This window comes from Thermostichus sp. MS-CIW-34, from assembly GCF_054060435.1.
Window position 1 is genome coordinate 54,907 of sequence record NZ_JBSSDE010000002.1, and the last position, 19,211, is coordinate 74,117.

Consider the following 19,211-nt stretch of genomic DNA (forward strand, 5'->3'; position numbering starts at 1 on the left):
TCAGGGGCTTTGGGAAGGCAGGGTCAAGATCTCTACACCGGTTTCGGTAACGGCGACCGTATGTTCAAATTGGGCCGAGAGCTTGCCATCCAAAGTGACCGCCGTCCACCCGTCGGAGAGCACCTTCACCTCCCAGGTGCCCTCGTTGATCATCGGCTCGATGGTGAACACCATGCCGGGGCGGAGTTTCTCCCCTTTTCCCCGTTCGCCGTAGTGGGGGATCTGGGGAGCAGTGTGGAATTGCCGTCCCACCCCATGCCCGACAAAATCGCGCACCACGCTGTAGCCCTGGGCCTCGGCATATTCTTGGATGGCAGCGCCAATGTCGCCGACTCTCCCCCCCGGCTTGACGGCAGCAATGCCCCGCCGCAGACATTCTTCGGTCACCTCCACCAAGCGCCGCGCCCGCTCAGAAGGCTGTCCGACAAAGAAGGTTTTGGACGTATCGCCGTGGTAGCCATCCAAAACCGGGGTGACATCGATGTTGATGATGTCGCCTTCTCGCAGGATCTGCTTGGGGCTGGGAATGCCGTGGCAGACCACGTGGTTGACGCTGGTGCAGATGGACTTGGGAAAGCCATGGTAGCCCAAAGGGGCGCTTCTGGCCCCATGCGCCCGCGTCCATCGCTCGGCCTCGTCGTTGAGCTCTTGGGTGGTGACCCCTGGCTGCACCATCGGCTCCAAGTGCTTGAGCAGATCTGCCGCCAGGCGACAAGCCCGCCGCATTTTCTCCAGTTCCCGCGAAGAGAGCAACACAATGGGCTGAGGGGCTTGCGTGAGCGTCTGCAAAGCGGATCCCAACTGCTCCCCCCATCGCTGGGAGCGACGGCTGAGGTCTGTCAACAACGCTCGCATGTCTTCCATCATGAGACCTTATCTGTGAAAAGCTCTGTGAAAACGGATGGATCTCTGCACCTGCAGACTGTCCAGGATTGGGTTCTCAGTTGGGATTCTGAATCGCCTTGCGCCCATTCACAGACCCCTGCCGGCCATTTTCTGCCGCCGACGAATCCGCTGCACCAACCACAGCCCCAGAAAATAGCTGACGAGGGATCCCCAAAAACCGACAAACGCACAGCCGACAAACAGCGTGCCCGACATCTCCAAGCCCCACTGCATCCAGTTTTGCCAGGTGGCCGCCACCAGCTCTGTGGTGGGAAGGACAGTTCGGGATCCCAGTAGCCATTCTCCCACCTGGTAGTTGAATGCATAGATGGGCACATAGGTGAAGGGGTTACTCACCCAGGTCCCTGCCACCGCCGCCAGCTTGTTGCCCCGAAACGGAACAGCCAACACCAGAGCGGCCAACGTTTGAAAGCCGAAGATGGGGAAACAGCCGGCAAAAACCCCTACCGCCAAGCCACGGGCAATTTCTTTTGGCGACGATTGCAGCCGCAACAGGCGCAGATAAAGATAGCGCAGCCAACGCTTCCAGGAAGGATCCCGGCGGGCTAGGGTCGGCCCTGGTTGAGATCCAGAGTAGGATCTGGAATAAAGCTTAAGGGATCCCGGCGAAGGCCAGGAGAAAGAGGGCAGCCTCAACCAAAAGAGGGGGCTCATGGTGGCAAGGGGGCAACTGAGAGAAGGTGTTAAGTCCTGTAAATCCAGTGTATCTTTCCTGCCCTTGGCGACAAAGGGCTATCGGCAAATCTGGGCCGGCAGCAACGGGGTGACGCCGGGGGATCGGTTTACGGAGTGGTCACCTGAGCTTGTCCACCAAGGCCAGCACGAAGTTAAGACCCAAGTAGGAAACCAGCACCACCAAGAATAGGAACAGGGCAATGTTCAGCCCGGATCGCAGGGCAGAGGGCAGGGATCCCGATTTCATTTTGGGATCAGGCTTTTCGGGGGGAGTTGTCATCTGGAGTTCTGGGGAAGACTGTGAATCTAGGATCCCATCTTGGCTGTGCAGGTGTACCCATCGGCTTACTTTCCGAAGATTGAAGGCCTGATACATTTACGCTGAACACTGCTGAACATCACTGTTCAACTATGCAGCGATAGCATTCTGTTTGTTTCCAAACAGAATGGCGGTATCCCGCAAAGCTTTGAGTAGAATACCCAAAGCGCAGTTTCCGTGTCGTCTTACTACCAATTTTCTGCTTTGCTTTGGCTACCATGTTGGCAGACTCGAAAGTAAACAGAAAGATCAACTGGTAGTAATCCGTACTGAACATATTATACATTATTTTCAGTATAGTTGAGCTTATTATTGACTAGAGTCATGCTCTTCTCTGAACACGGAGCAAGCCCAGTTCCTGGCCCCCGGCTAATGGGAGCGACTTGGATCGAGAATACCTGGCTGAAGAGATCGCATCTCAGAGAAGACAACGGCACCGGGAACCATCTGAATCGCTCACCTGTTGAAGATGATGAGTTTTTCCCAGATGGACAATGGGAGTGGATCCGCTGTCTGCAAACTGAGTTATCCTGCCGCCAGAATTGCCTCCAACAAGGGATCCGCCCCAAAACGCACCACATCCGTACAGGGCCGTCCGGTCTCGGCTTCCACCCGGCGGATCTGCTCTAGGGCTGCTTCTTCCTCCCAGCCGAAGGTATTGAGGGCAACCCCCACCACGGGCGCGGGGGCAAAAGCCCCGGCAGCTGCCGCCACCTGTTCATACAGCTCAATCACCTTGGGTAAGGGCGGGATGGGCACGTAGTCTATCCCCTTGATGTGGGTCTGGCCGGCGCGGTGTACCAGGATAAGGTGGGTGGGCTGGGATCCACGCAACAGAGGCAAGGTGGCCGTAGAGGCGGGGTTGAGCAGGGATCCCTGACCTTCCAGGTGCAGAATGTCGTGGTCAGAGCCATAGCGTAAGATCAGTTGCTCCACCGCCCCACTGGCATAGTCCACTCGCACCGCATCCAAAGGGATCCCCTCGCCGCCGATCAGGATCCCAGTTTGCCCGGTGGCCAAAAAGCGGGAGCGCAGGCCCCGTCTCAGGCTGGCCCGGTGCAGCTCTAGGCTGGTGGACATTTTGCCCACGCTCATGTCGGTGCCCACCGTCAACACCCGTTTACAGGGCAAGGTGCGGGCCAGGGCTTTCCCCACCGACAGGTTGGGGGGCTCGCGGCGAATATCCCAGATCCAGGCCCCCGGCTGCAACCACTGCCGAAACTGGGGATCCTCGGCCAAAGGCGTGTGCAGCCCATTCACCAGAGATAGGCCAGCTCGCAGGGCCAGGCCCAACTCCTCCCGCCAGGCTGGCGGCAACTGCCCCCCTGAAGGGGCAATCCCAATCACCAGAACTTCAGGCCGGTGGGCCAGCGCCTCCTCCACCGAGGCCACGATGGGAATGTCTTTGGCAATTCCGGTCAGATGGGCCAGGGATCCCCCCGCCTGCTCCCGGTCGATCACCGCCACCACCGGGAAAGAGCCGTAGCGCAGCAGCCCCAGCCCCGTTTTCCCATGCTCCCCCAGCAACCCCCCGTGGAGCAGGATGGCCACGCGACTTTCGCTGGACAGGGATTCCGGCCTTCCCATTATTCCTCCCGCAGCTCTACCCCCAAACCCGGTCGGTCGGTGGGGAGCAGGCAGCCGTCCTGCAGGATGGCCCCGGCAAAGGGATCGTCGATGAGGTTGAGGTGGCTATCCAAGTCCAGGTAATCCACCAGGGGAGCCAAGTGGGCTGCCGCTGTATTCCCCAGAGCTGTGTTGCTGTAGCAGCCCAACATCACCTGCAGGCCGTGGGCTTTGGCGGTGTGGATCATGCGCCAGGCTTCGCTGAGGCCTCCGCACTTCATCAGCTTAATGTTGATCCCGTGGACGCGATCCACCAGAGGGGGGATATCGCGGCTGTCCATACAGCTCTCATCCACAAAAATGGGCAGCTTCGACTCGTGCCAGAGGGTGATCAGCTTCGCTTCCTGCCCCCTCTCCAAAGGCTGCTCCAGGTAGCTCACCCCTTGCCCCGCCAGCCAGTTGCTCATGCTCAGGGTTTGCTCCACCGTCCAAGCGCCGTTGGCATCCACTGTAATCAGGGATCCCAGCGGGATCACCTCTTGTACAGCAATCAGCATGTTTTGATCCGCCATCAGTCCTGAGCCGCTGCCCAGCTTGATCTTAAAGGCCCGCGCTTGGGTCTGTTCCATCCAGGCCAAGGCGCGCTGGCGGGCCGCCTGCGGGGTGGAGATGCCGATCGTCATCGTCGTGGGCGGAATGCGGGAGCGATCCAGCCCCCACAACTGCCACAGGGGCCTCCCCAGCCGTTTGCCCATCCAATCGTGCAGGGCCATATCCACCGCTGCCCGCGCTGCCGAAGGGATCCCGGCCCGCAGCAGTTCTGCCTCGATTGGCTGTCGCTCCCAGGGGGAATGGCGGCGCAGGATCCCTTTGGCCACGTCCAAGCCCATCAGGATGTCGTCCAGAGACTGGTGGTAGTCGTCGCTCACCGAAAAAGGGCAAGCCTCTCCCCACCCTTCAACTCCCTCCTCCTCAATTCGCACCCAAGCCAAGGTTGTATCGCTGTGGGTACCTCGGCTGATGGTCAAGGCGTAGCGCTTGTGAACGGTGAAAGGTTCGACGTAGAGCCGCATGGGCATCTCCAGAAGAGGAAGCTTGGAGGGGCAATTGGGCCTGGGCCGCCCCTTTGAGCTTAGCTTGGTTCCCAGCCCAGCCTGCCCCCGTCCCCAAGCCCAGAAAACAAGTTATCCCTTGCCCCGTCCGCCGTCTATGGTGGGATCCAGATCCACCGTTCTCCATACCCTTGCCACCATGAATACCGCCGAACTGCTGGTTCGCTGCCTGGAAAATGAGGGGGTGCAGTACATCTTCGGCGTTCCTGGCGAAGAAAACCTGGAAGTCCTGCAAGCCCTGCGCCGCTCCTCGATTCGGTTTATCACCACCCGCCACGAACAGGGGGCCGCCTTCATGGCCGATGTCTATGGCCGGCTGACGGGCAGAGCGGGGGTGTGTCTCTCCACCTTGGGGCCGGGCGCCACCAACCTGATGACCGGAGTTGCCGATGCCAACCTGGATGGAGCACCCCTAGTGGCCATCACCGGCCAAGTGGGCACCGACCGCATGCACATCGAATCCCATCAATACCTGGATTTGGTGGCCATGTTTGCCCCCGTCACCAAGTGGAATGCCCAGATCGTCCGCCCCAGCATCACCCCGGAGATCGTGCGCAAGGCTTTCAAATTGGCCCAAACCGAGAAGCCCGGGGCCGTCCACATCGACTTGCCGGAAAACATCGCCGCCATGGAAGCCAGCGGCACTCCCTTGAGGAGAGATCGCCTGGACAAAACCTACGCCTCCTGTCAAAGCCTGAACGAAGCGGCGTCCCTGATCTCCCGCGCCCGCAACCCCTTGATTTTGGCCGGCAATGGGGCCATTCGCGCCCAAGCCAGCAGCGCCCTCACGGAATTTGCCACCCGCTTGAACATCCCCGTGGTCAACACCTTCATGGGCAAAGGGGTGATCCCCTACACCCACCCCTTGTCCCTGTGGGCCGTTGGCCTACAGCAGCGGGATCTGGTCAGTTGTGGCTTCGACCGCACCGATCTGTTGATCGCCGTCGGCTACGACCTCATCGAGTACTCTCCCAAGAAATGGAACCCCGACGGCACCATCCCCATCGTTCACATCGCTGCCCTGCCCGCAGAAATCGACAGCAGCTACATCCCGCAAGTAGAGGTGGTGGGAGACATTTCCGACTCCCTGATGGAGATCCTGCGCCGCTGCGATCGCACGGGCAAGCCGGATCCCTATGGCCTCAGCCTGCGGCAGAACATCGTCCGCGAGTACACCTGCTATGCCCAGGATCAGAGCTACCCGATCAAGCCCCAAAAGCTGATCTACGACCTGCGCCAAGTCCTGCAACCGGAAGACATCGTCATCTCCGATGTCGGCGCCCACAAGATGTGGATGGCCCGCCTCTACCACTGTGACAAACCCAACACCTGTCTCATCTCCAACGGCTTTGCCGCCATGGGCATCGCCATTCCGGGGGCCTTGGCCGCCAAATTGGTGCATCCCGACCGGCGCATCGTGGCCGTAACCGGAGATGGAGGGTTCATGATGAACTGCCAAGAGCTGGAAACTGCCCTCAGGGTGGGCACTCCCTTTGTCACCCTCATCTTCAACGATGGCGGCTATGGGCTGATCGAGTGGAAGCAACACAACCAGTATGGCGAGGCTGCTTTCGTCAAGTTCGGCAATCCAGACTTCGTTAAGCTGGCGGAGAGCATGGGCCTCAAGGGCTACCGCGTCGAAAAGGCTGCCGAGCTGATCCCCATCCTGAAGCAGGCCCTCGAGCAGCCGGTGCCCACCCTCATCGACTGCCCTGTCGATTACGGCGAAAATCTTTACTTGACCCAGCGGTCGCAAGCGCTGGTCTGCGAGACTTAGGGGGTGAGGTGGATAGGAATGCGAGATTTGAGCCGAGTTGGGGCATAGTAAGCTCAGGATTGGCGGCCTCTGGGAAGTCCAGACTTATGTATCTTTACCGTTGACCCTTAGCAGCCAAGTGCAGTGAAATAGAGGCATTGTGGGTGACCCGCCAGCATGAGCGATCTTCCTTCCCCTCCCTTTACCTCGCGCCGCGCCGGCGCTGCCAGCAAAGCTCTGGCCATCGCCAACGTCAGCATTACCCCCTTTGGCCGCAAGTTAAAGGAGCTGGGCTTTGCCGATGATAAGCAAATCCAGGACATCCAAAACGCCCTCAAAGCGGATCGAGAGGGCAACAGCAAGGCCCTGGCTCTGGTGGTCAAGGATATCGTGGGCAAAGAGATCACCCCTGACCTGGAGCGGGCTTACAAACGGCAGCAGCTCTTTGAACTGAAAATCATCTACGGGATCCCCTCCCTGGATGTCGACCTGGAGCCAGTGGAGATCTCCGAGATGATTGGGCTGATCGACTCGATCTTGCCCCTCGACATCTGCAACCGCTACAAGTTCTTGCCCATTCGCCGCCAGGATAACCAAGTGACGGTGGCGATGGTCAAGCCAGACAACCTGCAGGCACTGGACGACATTCAACGGCGCTTCCGCATCCAGGGGCTGAAGCTGCAGCGGCGGGTCTTCACCCAGCGGGATTTCGAGACCCTGATCAACCGCTACATGGATGCGCAGGCGGAGCTGCTGGCCATCAAGGGGATCAACGACGCGGCTGCTGCCCAACAGGCGGCTGCTGCCCAACAGGAAGAAGAGGTGGTGGTCAACACTGCCGAAATCGATCTGGATGCTATTGAGGATGTGGCTGCCGATGAGGCCAGCGAGGGATCCCTGGAGCAGCAGCTCAAATCGGCAGATGATGCCCCGATTATTAAACTGGCCAACCAGATCCTGATCAAAGCCCTGCAGGATGGGGCGTCCGACATCCACATCGAGCCGCAAGAAGAATACTTGCGCATCCGCTTCCGCAAAGATGGGGTGTTGCGGCAGGCTTTTGAAAACTTTCCCAAGAAGATCGTCCCCGCCCTCACTGCCCGCTTTAAAATCATCTCCAACCTGAATATTGCCGAGCGGCGCCTGCCCCAGGATGGGCGGATTCGGCGGGTCTTCAAGGGACGCAAGGTAGACTTCCGGGTTAGCACCCTGCCCTCCCGCTACGGGGAGAAGATCGTGCTGCGGATCCTGGACAACTCCGCCACCCAACTGGGGCTGGATAAGCTGATCACCGACCCAGAGACCTTGGAAAGCTTCAAGGAGATTGTCAGGCGACCCTTTGGCCTAATCTTGGTGACCGGGCCAACGGGATCCGGGAAAACCACCACCCTCTACTCAGCTCTGGCGGAGGTGAACGACCCGGGCATCAACATCAGCACCGCCGAGGATCCCATTGAATACTCGCTGCCGGGGATCACTCAGGTGCAGGTGATCCGAGAAAAGGGCATGGACTTTGCCATGATCCTGCGGGCCTTCTTGCGGCAAGACCCGGATGTCATCCTGGTGGGGGAAACCCGCGACCACGAGACGGCCAAAACCGCCATCGAAGCCTCCCTCACGGGCCACTTGGTGTTGACCACGCTGCACACCAACGATGCCCCTGGCGCCATTGCCCGTCTGACGGAGATGGGGATCGAGCCATTTATGATCTCCAGCTCGTTGCTGGGGGTGCTGGCTCAGCGCTTGATGCGCCGAGTGTGTACCGAATGTCGGATCCCCTACCACCCCACGCCGGAGGAGCTGGCCCGCTATGGCCTTACCCTCAGTGGCGACGGCGAGCAGCTCACCTTCTACAAAGCCAACAAGCTCTCCCCCAAAGAAGTGGAGCAGCGCAAGGCCACCGGCAAGCCCATCTGCGAGAAGTGTGGGGGTGTGGGCTACAAAGGTCGGGTAGGGGTATACGAGTTCATGCGCATGAACGACCGCCTTGCGGACTTGATCAACAAAGAGGCCCCCACGGAGGTGATCAAAGAAGCGGCGGTGGAAAGTGGCATGAAAACCCTGCTGGCCTACAGTTTGATGCTGGTGAAGCAGGGCCTCACCACGCTGGAGGAGGTGGATCGGGTGACCCTCACCGACAAGGGTCTGGAAAGCGAGCTGAAGGCCCGTGCCAAGGCTCTCAGCACCTGCCGCAACTGTGGCGCGGCCTTGCATGTGGACTGGATGGACTGCCCCTATTGCCTGACCCCGAAGTTTTAGGAAGTCGGCTTGGCACTTGACGATGTTGGGGTGCCGACTATAACAGTCCTATACAGTTGCCTTTCTCACATGGCTTTGGCCGGCGGCTCTTTTGATAGACAGTTCTACTCGCCTTTGGAGAACCCAACCCTATGCCCCAACTGATGATCGAAGACCTCATGGAAGCAATCGTCCAAAAGGGCGGTTCCGACATTCATATCTCGGCGGGTTTGCCCCCCTACTTCCGCATCAATGGTCACCTTGAGCCGACAGAGCATGAGCCTCTCTCGGCAGAGGAGGTGCAGCGGTTGATCTTCAGCATGCTGAACAACAACCAGCGCAAGCAGCTGGAGCAAAACTGGGAATTGGACTGCTCCTATGGGGTGCGCGGGATCGGGCGCTTCCGCGTGAACGTCTACCGCGATCGCGGCACCTATGCTTGCGCCATGCGGGCCCTGGCTTCTGAGATCCCCAACATCGACAAGCTGGGCCTGCCGGATGTGTGTAAGGAAGCAGCTCGCCTGCCGCGGGGCTTGGTGCTGGTAACCGGCCCAACGGGATCTGGCAAATCGACTACGCTGGCTTCCATGATCGACATGATCAACCGCGAACGGGCCGAGCACATCCTCACCATCGAGGATCCCATTGAGTATATCTACACCCCCATTCGCAGCATCATCCACCAGCGGCAACTGGGGGAAGACACCAAGAGTTTTGCCAATGCCCTGCGGGCAGCGATGCGGGAGGATCCGGATGTGATCCTGATCGGGGAGATGCGGGATCTGGAGACCATCCAGTTGGCCATTACCGCCGCCGAGACGGGCCACCTCTGCTTTGCCACGGTACACACCAGTTCTGCCGCCCAGACGGTGGATCGCTTGGTGGATGTGTTTCCGCCCGAGCAGCAGCAGCAGATTCGCGTGCAGCTCTCCAACTCCCTCAAGGCCGTCTTCTCCCAAACTCTGGCCCGCCGCCTCAATCCCAAGCCAGGAGAGCCTGGACGGGTGCTGGTGCAGGAAATCATGGTGGTGACGCCGGCCATTGCCAACCTGATTCGGGAGGGCAAAACTGCCCAGATCTACTCGGCTATCCAGACGGGGGGCAAGCAGGGCATGAAAACGCTGGAGCAAGATCTGGCTAACCTTTACCTACAGGGCAAGATCGACTTCGATACGGCCATGTCTAAGACCTCTCGCCCCGAGGAGTTGCAACGGCTTTTGGGCAACGTTACCGGGCCCTCGCCAGCCGCGGCTGCCCAGCAACAGCGGCCACCAGCAGTTGCCGCCCGTCGCTAAACCTCGTTGCCACCAGGCAGTGCTGGGATCCCGGGGTGAGGGTTCATTGCCGATCTCTAGCCGCTGCCTCAATTTGTGGCTAAGCTCTAGCTGAGAGATCGTTGATCGGCCCAAGGTTTGGGCTGACTTCTCTTTTGCACCTGCGAAACATTTAAAGCCATTTCGTTATTTAGAGCGATCTAGCCGGGGGTACAGCCATGCCGCGCTACAAGGTTCGGGGGTTAAAGGCCGGTCAGCCGGTACGCCTGACGGTGGTGGCCAACAACTTGACCGAGGCCCGCGCACGGCTGCGCCGAGATGGGATTTTCGCCAAACAGGAGGACATTCAGGAAGAAAAGCCCTTTTTCTCCTTGGATACGTCTTTCGATTTCTCAATGCTGGGATCCATCGACATTCGCGACAAGGCAGTGTTCTCCCGGCAATTTGCTGCCTTGATCAACGCCGGCGTGTCGATGGTGCGCTCTCTCACCATCATGGAGGAGCAAACCGGCAACCCCAAACTCAAAAAGTACCTGCGGGCTATCCGAGCGGAGGTGGAGGCGGGGAAAAACCTCTCCGACTCCATCCGCCCTTATCCCGACGCCTTCGACGGCCTCTACTGCAGCATGGTGCAGGCGGGGGAGGTGGGCGGCGTGCTGGACGAAGTGCTCAACCGCCTGGCCAAGCTGCTGGAGGACATGGATCGCCTGCAGAAGCAGATCAAGTCAGCCATGACCTACCCGGTGGTGGTGACGATCTTGGCTGTCTTGATTTTCTTGGGCATGGTGCTGTTCATCTTGCCCACGTTTGAGAGCATCTACAACGACTTGGGTGGGGAGCTGCCCGCCTTTACCCAGTTTTTCATCAACATCAGCAAGTTCCTGCGCACGCCCCAGTACAGCTTGGGGCTGGTGGGCTTTCTAGGGGCCGTCTATTTTGCTTTCCGGCGCTTTTACCGCACCCCCGCCGGCAAAGAAACCATCGACGCTCTGGCCCTCAAGCTCCCCATTTTTGGAGATCTGATTCAGAAGTCGGCGGTGGCCCGTTTTTGCCGCACGTTTGGGGCCTTGACCCGCTCTGGGGTGCCGGTGCTGACTTCTCTGGAGATCGTGCGCGACACTTCCGGCAACCAGGTGGTGGCCAACGCCATTGACGCCGCCCGCCAATCCATCTCAGAGGGAGGGCAGATTGCCCCTGCTCTGGACAAGGCCAAGGTCTTCCCAGTCATGGCCATTCAGATGATCAGCGTGGGGGAAGAGACAGGGGAGCTGGACGCGATGCTGATGAAGACGGCGGATTTCTACGAGCTGGAGGTGGAGGAGGCGGTACGCGCCCTCACCAGCCTGCTGGAGCCGTTGATGATCGTGATCCTGGGCGGTATGGTGGGCTGCATTATCGTGGCCATGTACCTGCCCATGTTCAACGTGTTCGAGCTGGTGAAGTAGTGGATTGGGCTGACCCTTGAACCCCCAGGGCGGCCAGGGCACAGGGTAGGAGCAACAAAGGAGAGGGATCCCATGCTGAGGCGATGGTTAGCGGCCCTGGTGCTGTTTTTGGGGGTAGGGCTGGCGGTTCTGCTTTCCGAACAGCCGACGGGATCCCTGGCGGGACGGGTGGAGCTGCCGGCAGGGGTAGCTCTGGAGAGCGTCCGGGTGATCGCCGCCGGCCCGGCCACGCGCAGCGCCAGCTTGACCGCAGATGGCGAATATCGCTTGGATCGATTGCCTGTTGGGGAATACCAGGTGACGGTGCAGGGATCCGGCCTGGAAACGGTGGGCAGCCAGGGATCCGTTCTGGTGCGGGAGGGGGCAACGGTTCGGATCCCCACCTTGCGCCCTCAGCTTGTCCCCCCCGGCCTCCATCTCTACAGCACCAGCCAGGTGTTTACGACCGCAGAACCGGCGCGGCTGCAGTGGCGGGCCACCAGCCTGGGCTCGGTGCAGCTTAGCCTCTATCGCTTTTCCCTGACAGAGCTGCAGGGATCCCCTCTCTTGCGGGATTTGGCGGATGCTGGCTATGGCTCCCTGGATCCGGCTCTGTATCCCACCCTGCGGCGGGAGCTTGTGCGCAGTTGGCAGCAGCCGGTACCGCGACGGCCAGGAGAGGGGTGGGCAGCCCAAACTGTGGAGCTGGGGATCCTGCCGCCGGGGGCCTATTGGGTGGAGGCGGAGGGCCGGGAGCCGCTGGCGCAAACGGCTGCACCTTTGCCCCGTTTCGACCATTGGTTTTTGGTGAGCGATCTCGGCCTCATCCAGAAGCAGGATGCCAGCCAGTTGGTGGTGCAGGCGGTGCACCTGCGGGAGCTGCGCCCCCTGTCGGGGATCCAGATCCAAGTTTTCGGGGAGTGGGGGGATCCCCTGACGGCCACCACCGATGCAGAGGGGCTGGCCCGCTTTGGCCTGCCGGCGAGAGAGGGTTCTTCCCTGGTGGTCTATGGCCGCAGTGCCGACAACACCCTGCAGGCTTTGTCCCGCAGCTATGCCTATGGCTGGAACCAGCCCCACCGGATCTACGCCTACACCGATCGTCCCCTCTACCGCCCTGGCCAAACCGTCTATTTCCGCGCCCTGGTGCGAGAGCAAACCCGCCTCACGCCGCCCCCCCCAGGACAAGCAGTGCAACTGACCCTTACGGCCCCCAACGGGGATGTGTTGAGCGAACAAACCCTGGCCACCAATGCTTTTGGCAGTGTCCATGGGGAGTTTCAACTGCCAGAAGAAGCGTCCCTGGGCAGCTACGGCCTGGAGTGGCAGGTGTCAGGGCCGCAGGGATCCAGCCGCGAATACACCTCTTTTCAGGTGGAAGCCTACCGCAAGCCGGAGTTTGAGGTGGCGGTGGTGCCCGACCGACCTTGGCTGGTGCGGGGGGGATCCCTGAAGGTGCAGGTGGAGGCCGAGTATCTTTTCGGCGCGCCGGTGGCCGCTGCCCAGCTCCGCTACCGAGTTTACAGCAGCCCCGACTGGAGCCTGCGCTATGGGCTGTTGCCCCGTTCTGCCGAGGAAGACTATTTCGCCGACGACCTGGGAGAGGAGCAGGGCTACTACGGCGGCTACGGCCAGTTGGTGGCGGAAGGAGAAGGGGTGACGGATGCCCAGGGGCGTGCCGTCTTTCACCTACCCCGCCTGTTGGCCGATCTGGACTGGGAAGAAGACAGCTACTGGGGCCCCCAAGAGGTGCAGCAACTGCGCATCGAGGTGGAGGTGACCGATATCAGCCGCCGGACGGTAACAGGATCGGCGCGGGCCTGGGTCACGGCTGGCGAATTTGCTCTGTTTGCGGAAGTGAACCGCCATCTGCCGGCTCCGGGGAATACCCTCACCTACCGGCTGCAAGCCCGCGATTACGATGGCCGCCCCGTCAGCGCCACCGGAGAGCTGAGCCTGGAGCGCTGGCGCTGGGATCCCAAGAGCAACACCTACCAACGGCAAGGTACCCTGCTGCGGCAGCCTTTTCAGATTGTCAACGGGGAAGGCAGCCTCGACCTCCACCTGCCCGCCGACCTGGAGCCGGGAGACTACCGGGTGCGGTTGACGGCATGGGATCCCCGCCGTCAAAGTGCTCCGCACCGCTGGCGCGAACGGGTGCAGGAGGTGGACTATCTCTGGGTGGTGGAGCCGGGCAGCCCCCTACAAAGTTGGGGATCCCTGCCCAGCCTGGAAGTGGTGGCGGATCGGCAGATCTACCAGGTGGGGGAAGAGGCCCAGATCCTGATAGTCTCGCCGCTGCCGGATGTGGCGGTGCTGGTGGGCATTGAGGGATCCCGGCTGCACCAGGTGCAGGTGCTGCGTCTCCAGGGGCATACGGCCACGCTGCGGCTGCCCATCCGCGGCGACTATCGTCCCAATCTCTACGTCACTGCCACTGCCATCGGCCCAGAGCGGCGGCTGTACCGAAGCGAGGCTCTGCTGCGGGTCTCCCCCTTGGATCGCTTTTTGCAGGTGGAGCTGCAGACCGATAAGCCCAACTATCGACCGGGCGAGACCGCCCAAATCCAAATCCGCACCCGCGATGCCCAAGGGCAGCCGGTGAGCGCCGAGGTGGGCCTAGGGATTGTAGACAATGCCCTCTACCTATTGCGACCCGACTTCACCCCGGATATTCGCCGCTTCTTCTATGGGCGCCAGTACAACCAAGTTACCACCACTACCTCTTTCCCTCAGCAATATCCCGGCGGTGCCGACAAGCTGGCCGGCCAAGTGCGGGAAGACTTTCGCGATACCGCCGCCTGGTTTCCGGATCTGGTCACCGATGCCGATGGCCTGGCTCAGGTGCAGGTGCGCTGGCCCGACAACCTCACCACCTGGCGCTTGACCGCCCGCGCCGCCACTGCCGACACCCAGGTGGGATCCGCTCTTGCCACAGTCTCGGTTAGCAAAGACCTGTTGGTGCGCTTGGCCGCTCCCCGCTTTTTCCGGGTGGGGGATCAGCTCACCTTGGCGGCCATTGTGCAAAACCGCACGGGTCAAGCCCAAGCGGTGGAGGTGCGGCTGGAAGTTCCTGTTCCTGCCGGTGGGATCTTGAAATTGCAAGGCCCGGAACGACAACGCCTCACCGTGCCGGCCCAAGGAGCAGGGCGGGTGGAATGGCCTCTCCAGGTTCTGGGGGCCGGAGATACCTCTCTGCGGGTCTGGGCGGAAGGGAATGGGCTGAAAGATGCGTTGCAACTGCGGATCCCCAGCCAGCCCTTTGGGGCGGCGCATCGCTTCTCCCAAGTGGGCCAACTGGGAACCCCGTCTGGCTTGCGTGAAGGGGAGTCTGGCAGTCTGGAGTTGCCGCTGGATTGGCCCGCCACCTGGGTGCCGGGATCCCGGCAGCTTCACCTGGAACTGGCCGCTAGCCCGGCAGCAACCCTGCTGGGGCCGCTGGATTACCTGGTGAAGTTCCCCTACGGCTGCACCGAGCAAACCCTGAGTCGCTTCTTGCCCGCCCTAGCCGTCACCCAAGTCAGCGAGCAGTTGGGCTTGAACCTGCGCTCTCAAACCCTGGAGCGGCTGCCTCGAGTGCTTCGATCCGGCTTGCAGCGACTGGAGGGATCCCAGAACTTCGATGGGGGCTGGGGCTGGTGGGCCTATGACCGGAGCAACCCCTATCTGACCGGATACATCCTGCAGGGGTATCACCTTGCCCAAGCTGCTGGCTATGCCCTCAAAGAGTGGCGGGTGCGGCAGGCCTTGGACTATCTGGCTGCTCAGGACTATCTGGCCGCTCAACTGGCCCAGCCCCAAGCCCTCTCCCCGGATCTACAGGCTTTTGTCGCCTACAGCCTGGCCCTCTGGGATCCCGCCTTGGTGACTGCCGACCTGCCGCCGCCGGAGCGGCTCTCCACCTTTGGCCTGGCCTACCATGGCCTGGCTGCCCTGCAACTGGGCCAGAGGGATCTTGCCCAGGCAGCCCTGGATGAGGTTCTGGAGCGGCGGCAACAGGATCCCCAAGGGCGCTGGTTTATCCCGGCTGCTCCAACTCGTGCGACCCAAGAGCGCTCCACCTACGACGACATGGAGGTGGCCGGCCCGCTTTTGCAATTGGCCGTTCGCTTGCAGGATGACCGGGCTGCCCAGATTGCCGAGGCCCTTCTCCAGCAGCGGCAAAACAACCGCTGGCGCACCACCAAAGCCACCGCCGATGCTCTCCTCGGCCTATCTGCCTACTACCAGGCCCAGCAGCAGCAGCTTCCCGGCCCCGGCGAGGTGCGGGTGTTGGATGGGACAACCGGATCCCTTCTCGGTCGCTGGCAGGCCGGCCCTGCGGATCCCCGCTATGGGCTGGATTGGGCTGACGCAGAAGTGGGGAACCTGAGCAGCCTGCGCCTGGAAAAGTCCGGCCCCGGCCCCCTTTACTACAGCTTGAGGGGAGAAGCCTTCGTCCCCAACCCTCTGCCCTCTCAAGCCCAAGGCTTTGCGGTGAGCCGCAGCTACTTCCGCCTACAGCCCCAGCTCCAACCCAACGGGGAGATCCGCTACCGAGAGCAGCCGCTGCGCCCTGGCGACACAGTAAGGGCCGGAGAAATCCTCCTGGCCCGGTTGACGGTGGAAGCCGAGCGGGACAGCCACTACGTGGTGGTCGAGGATCCCCTGCCCAGCGGCGCCGAGATCACCTCCCAGGATCCGCGAGAGTTCACCGGCTTGGCCCCAGACTACTGGTGGGACTGGTTTTGGACCCGCCAAGAGAATCGGGATGACCGCGTGGCCTTTTTCAGCACCGAGCTCAAGCAGGGTCGCCATGAGTTTGTCTATCTCTTCCGTCCGGAGATCCCCGGCCAATTCCAGGTGGCTCCTGCTTTGGCAGAAGAAATGTACGACCCCAGCCGCTATGGCCGCAGCGCCGCTTACTCCCTCGAAGTTCTCCCTTGAATGCCTCGAACCTGCCCACTTGGCCAGAAACAAAGTAACCAGTTGCGTCAGTGTGGCCCAAGGGCTGACGCAATGAGCAGCTGCGCATGGCTGGGCCGCCCCCAAAGCACCTGCTCCTGTTTGTAAACGACCATGCCGGGCGGGGATCCCTTGGGTTTGAACACCAGTTTCGGGCGAGTGTAGACTACCGGCACCTGTTCGCTGAGGCGACCGCGGCTGAAATGGGCCGCCAAATCAGCAGCCGCCTGCAGATCTTCGCTTTCTGCCACAGCGCCGGGGGGCAAGCGCAGCAGCACATGACTGCCGGGGATCTCTTGGGCATGAAACCACCAATCGTGTTCCTGAGCCACGCGAAAGGTGAGCTGATCATTTTGCAGGTTGTTGCGCCCCACCCAAATGGAGAAGCCACTGGGGCTGGTAAAGCGGTGGGGGTTGAAGGTTGCCGGTGAGGCATGTTTTGAGCTCGCCCGCAGAGACTCTGTCCCGCTGTTGCGAGTGGGACTCTCCAAGTAGCGCTGTTCAATCAGCTCGGTCTCAATTTCCTTGAGGGTGGTTAAGTCTTGGGGATCCCGATAGGTTTCCAGCTGCTGTAGAGAGGCTTCCACCTGCTCGAGGTAGAGGATCTCTTGGCCGAGCGCCTCTTGTAAAGGTCGGAGGGCATCCTGGGCCCGTTTTTGTTTGCGGTGCTTGCGGTAGTAGGCTTGGGCATTGAGAATGGCATTTTTTTCGGGGTCGAGAGGGATCTTGACCGTCTGGCCGCTGGCAAAATCCGGCAGCTCGATGTGGTGCAGCCCTGGCCGCCAAAGGTGGAGGTGCGCCATCAACAAGTCGGCAGCCTGCTTGGAGGCTTCCGCTTGGGTGGAGTCGGCCAGCATTGCCTCAAATTGCTCTCGCCGCTGATAGAGCTTTTTCAGCAGGGTGGATACCCTTTGCAGCAGACGGTGGCGCTCTCGCTCAAACTGTTCGCGGTTAAGCTGAGCCTGGTAGTAGCCTTCCAGAAGTTGGTGCAGATTGAGTCGAGAAGGTTGTTGCAGGGACTCCGTCCCGCTAACGGGAACGGCACCGCTTGCCCAGCCGAGAACGGTGTATCCCTGGGGAGTGGGAGCTGGGTCAAACTGGCCTGTTTCCAGACGGGTTAACCAGTCTTGCCACCTGGCAAACAGTGCCTGCCAATCGCGGGCAGAGAGGTGATCGGTGGAGGTTTGCGGCGGGATCCCAGCCTGATGGCACATCGCTTCCACCAAATGCCGACTGAGGCCGCGATAACAGCGCAACAGCCGTTGGCCGATGGGGCCAGGGATCAGGGCGACGCGCTCTTGCCACCAGGAAAAGGGCTCGGATCGCTGCGGGATCGGGTCGGTTAGGGCCGGGGGGGCTTCATAGGGCAGGCCCGGTTGTACCGGACGGATCCGCGATTGGCGCTCGCTCACCCCATGACCACTGGCCAAGATCATGCCCGCCTCGTCCACCAAAATGGCGTTGCTGTACTTGCCCATCACCTCTAGGTAGAGATGGCGATGAGGGGGATCCCCGGGCCGAGGGGCAAAGCGCAAGTCAATCACCCGTTCCCAATCCTCCAGCAGAGCCAGCTCCGTCAGAGCCAAACCCTTCAGGTGCCGTTGGAGGAACTGGCTAAATTGAAAGCCATCCGGCTCTTTGGGAGGAGGCTGACAGAGGTGGAGACGGGCCGCCTGAGGATGCCAGCACAACAGCAAGCAGGGGCGGGCAGTGAGGGTGCGCAAGCCAATGACCACCGTCCACAGATCGGTCTGTTGGATCCATTCCACGCGGGCAGGCAACAATGGATCCCGACCTGTCTTAGCCTGGGTTAGATCGGCGAGCACAGCGCGCAGGGTGGTTAAATCAACCGGCTGCATCCCTGTTGCTGATACATTTACGCTGAACACTGCTGAACATCACTGTTCAACTATGCAGCGATAGCATTCTGTTTGTTTCCAAACAGAATGGCGGTATCCCGCAAAGCTTTGAGTAGAATACCCAAAGCGCAGTTTCCGTGTCGTCTTACTACCAATTTTCTGCTTTGCTTTGGCTACCATGTTGGCAGACTCGAAAGTAAACAGAAAGGTCAACTGGTAGTAATCCGTACTGAACATATTATACATTATTTTCAGTATAGTTGAGCTTATTATTGACTAGAGTCATGCTCCTTCGCTACGCAATGCTCAGGCGGCTGGTCTGAGGCTGGCTTATTCTGACCCTTGGCCCGCAGATCCGACGCCCCCGACAGATGTTGAGACGGGTCTGGAGTGGCTGGTGAAAAACTCTGGGCAAGTTTTACCGGGTAGTTTCACCACCTCTATCCCTATGGTGCTCCGCACCGCCGAGGCGACTGGCTGGGCAGGAGTATCCAACTCGGCAGAACAGAAGGGGTTGACCGCCTAATCTTCGTCTTCATCTTCTTCGTCATCTCCGTCTTCCCATTCCTCATCGAGATCCAGCAGCAGGGCATAGAGCTGATCAAAAAGCTCTGGCGGCTCATCGGGGGTGAGCAGGTAGGGATCCCCTTCGTCAGGCAGAGCGGCGTAGAGCAAAACGGGATCGAGGGGGGTAAAGATGCCGTATTTCTTCTCTTGGTAGAAAAAGGTAGCTAGCAGTTGAAACTCCTGGGCATCTTCCTCGCTCTCGCCCAGCTCGAACACATCTTCCTCTTCGACTGGGGGCAATTCCCCCTGAACCGTGAGGATGTCGAAGCCATTTTGCTGCAAGGTGAGGTTCAACTCCCCCAAGACAGCCTGGATGGTGGGCAGGGTAGCCTGTAGCTCTTCGGGATCCGGCTCGTCCAGGATCCCTTCCATGTTGGCATCGCCGTTCACCGCTTGGCTGGGTTCTTCTTCCCCTTCCCAAACCAGCACTTTGATCACAGCATCAACGGGAGTCACCAGAGCATAGGTCTGCTCGTCGATGACCACCTGACGCAGGATCTCGCACTTGAGAGGCTGGTTTTGCTCGTCGCGGAGCACCAAGGTTTCATGGGATTCAGTCATTGAAAACAGC

The 19,211-nt window shown here is 60.5% G+C and carries 12 protein-coding genes; 5 read left to right on the plus strand and 7 right to left on the minus strand.

The features are described from left to right. The 5 genes from map to ACVWYY_RS01185 all read right to left on the minus strand — a co-directional run bounded on the left by map (position 1) and on the right by ACVWYY_RS01185 (position 4,539). Positions 1-789, minus strand: coding sequence for a type I methionyl aminopeptidase (gene map, locus ACVWYY_RS01165; protein ID WP_457403373.1), 789 nt, complete (start codon positions 787-789; stop codon positions 1-3). Between the two features lie 183 nt (positions 790-972). After that, positions 973-1,560, minus strand: a complete 588-nt coding sequence (locus ACVWYY_RS01170; protein ID WP_457403359.1) for a DUF2062 domain-containing protein — start codon at positions 1,558-1,560, stop codon at positions 973-975. Between the two features lie 139 nt (positions 1,561-1,699). Next, complete coding sequence (locus ACVWYY_RS01175; RefSeq protein WP_414352050.1) at positions 1,700-1,861, minus strand: hypothetical protein; 162 nt, start codon at positions 1,859-1,861, stop codon at positions 1,700-1,702. A 564-nt stretch (positions 1,862-2,425) separates the two neighbouring features. After that, positions 2,426-3,487: a DUF1611 domain-containing protein gene (locus ACVWYY_RS01180; protein WP_457403360.1), complete on the minus strand. Its 1,062-nt coding sequence runs from the start codon at positions 3,485-3,487 to the stop codon at positions 2,426-2,428. After that, positions 3,487-4,539, minus strand: a complete 1,053-nt coding sequence (locus ACVWYY_RS01185; protein WP_414342327.1) for a dipeptide epimerase — start codon at positions 4,537-4,539, stop codon at positions 3,487-3,489. The genes ACVWYY_RS01180 and ACVWYY_RS01185 overlap by 1 nt, the downstream gene beginning before the upstream one ends. 178 nt (positions 4,540-4,717) lie before the next feature. Between ACVWYY_RS01185 and ACVWYY_RS01190 the strand changes: the two genes are divergently transcribed. From ACVWYY_RS01190 to ACVWYY_RS01210, 5 genes are all read left to right on the plus strand, one after another. After that, on the plus strand, positions 4,718-6,355 hold the full coding sequence (locus ACVWYY_RS01190; RefSeq protein ID WP_457439378.1) for an acetolactate synthase large subunit: 1,638 nt from the start codon (positions 4,718-4,720) through the stop codon (positions 6,353-6,355). Positions 6,356-6,511: 156 nt separating this feature from the next. Continuing rightward, positions 6,512-8,593: a GspE/PulE family protein gene (locus ACVWYY_RS01195; protein ID WP_457403362.1), complete on the plus strand. Its 2,082-nt coding sequence runs from the start codon at positions 6,512-6,514 to the stop codon at positions 8,591-8,593. 131 nt (positions 8,594-8,724) lie between these two features. Beyond that, positions 8,725-9,867, plus strand: a complete 1,143-nt coding sequence (locus ACVWYY_RS01200; RefSeq protein WP_414383847.1) for a type IV pilus twitching motility protein PilT — start codon at positions 8,725-8,727, stop codon at positions 9,865-9,867. A gap of 197 nt (positions 9,868-10,064) precedes the next feature. Then, positions 10,065-11,291, plus strand: a complete 1,227-nt coding sequence (locus ACVWYY_RS01205) for a type II secretion system F family protein (protein ID WP_457403363.1) — start codon at positions 10,065-10,067, stop codon at positions 11,289-11,291. A gap of 72 nt (positions 11,292-11,363) precedes the next feature. Next, the gene (locus tag ACVWYY_RS01210; protein WP_457403365.1) at positions 11,364-16,196 is read left to right on the plus strand and encodes an alpha-2-macroglobulin family protein; all 4,833 of its coding nucleotides are present in this window, start codon (positions 11,364-11,366) and stop codon (positions 16,194-16,196) included. A gap of 47 nt (positions 16,197-16,243) precedes the next feature. Here the strand turns inward: ACVWYY_RS01210 and ACVWYY_RS01215 are convergent, their stop codons facing one another. Further along, positions 16,244-18,073, minus strand: coding sequence for an Rqc2 family fibronectin-binding protein (locus tag ACVWYY_RS01215; protein WP_457403366.1), 1,830 nt, complete (start codon positions 18,071-18,073; stop codon positions 16,244-16,246). A gap of 522 nt (positions 18,074-18,595) precedes the next feature. Then, positions 18,596-19,201, minus strand: coding sequence for a DUF3727 domain-containing protein (locus ACVWYY_RS01220; protein ID WP_011433718.1), 606 nt, complete (start codon positions 19,199-19,201; stop codon positions 18,596-18,598). Positions 19,202-19,211: the final 10 nt, after the last annotated feature.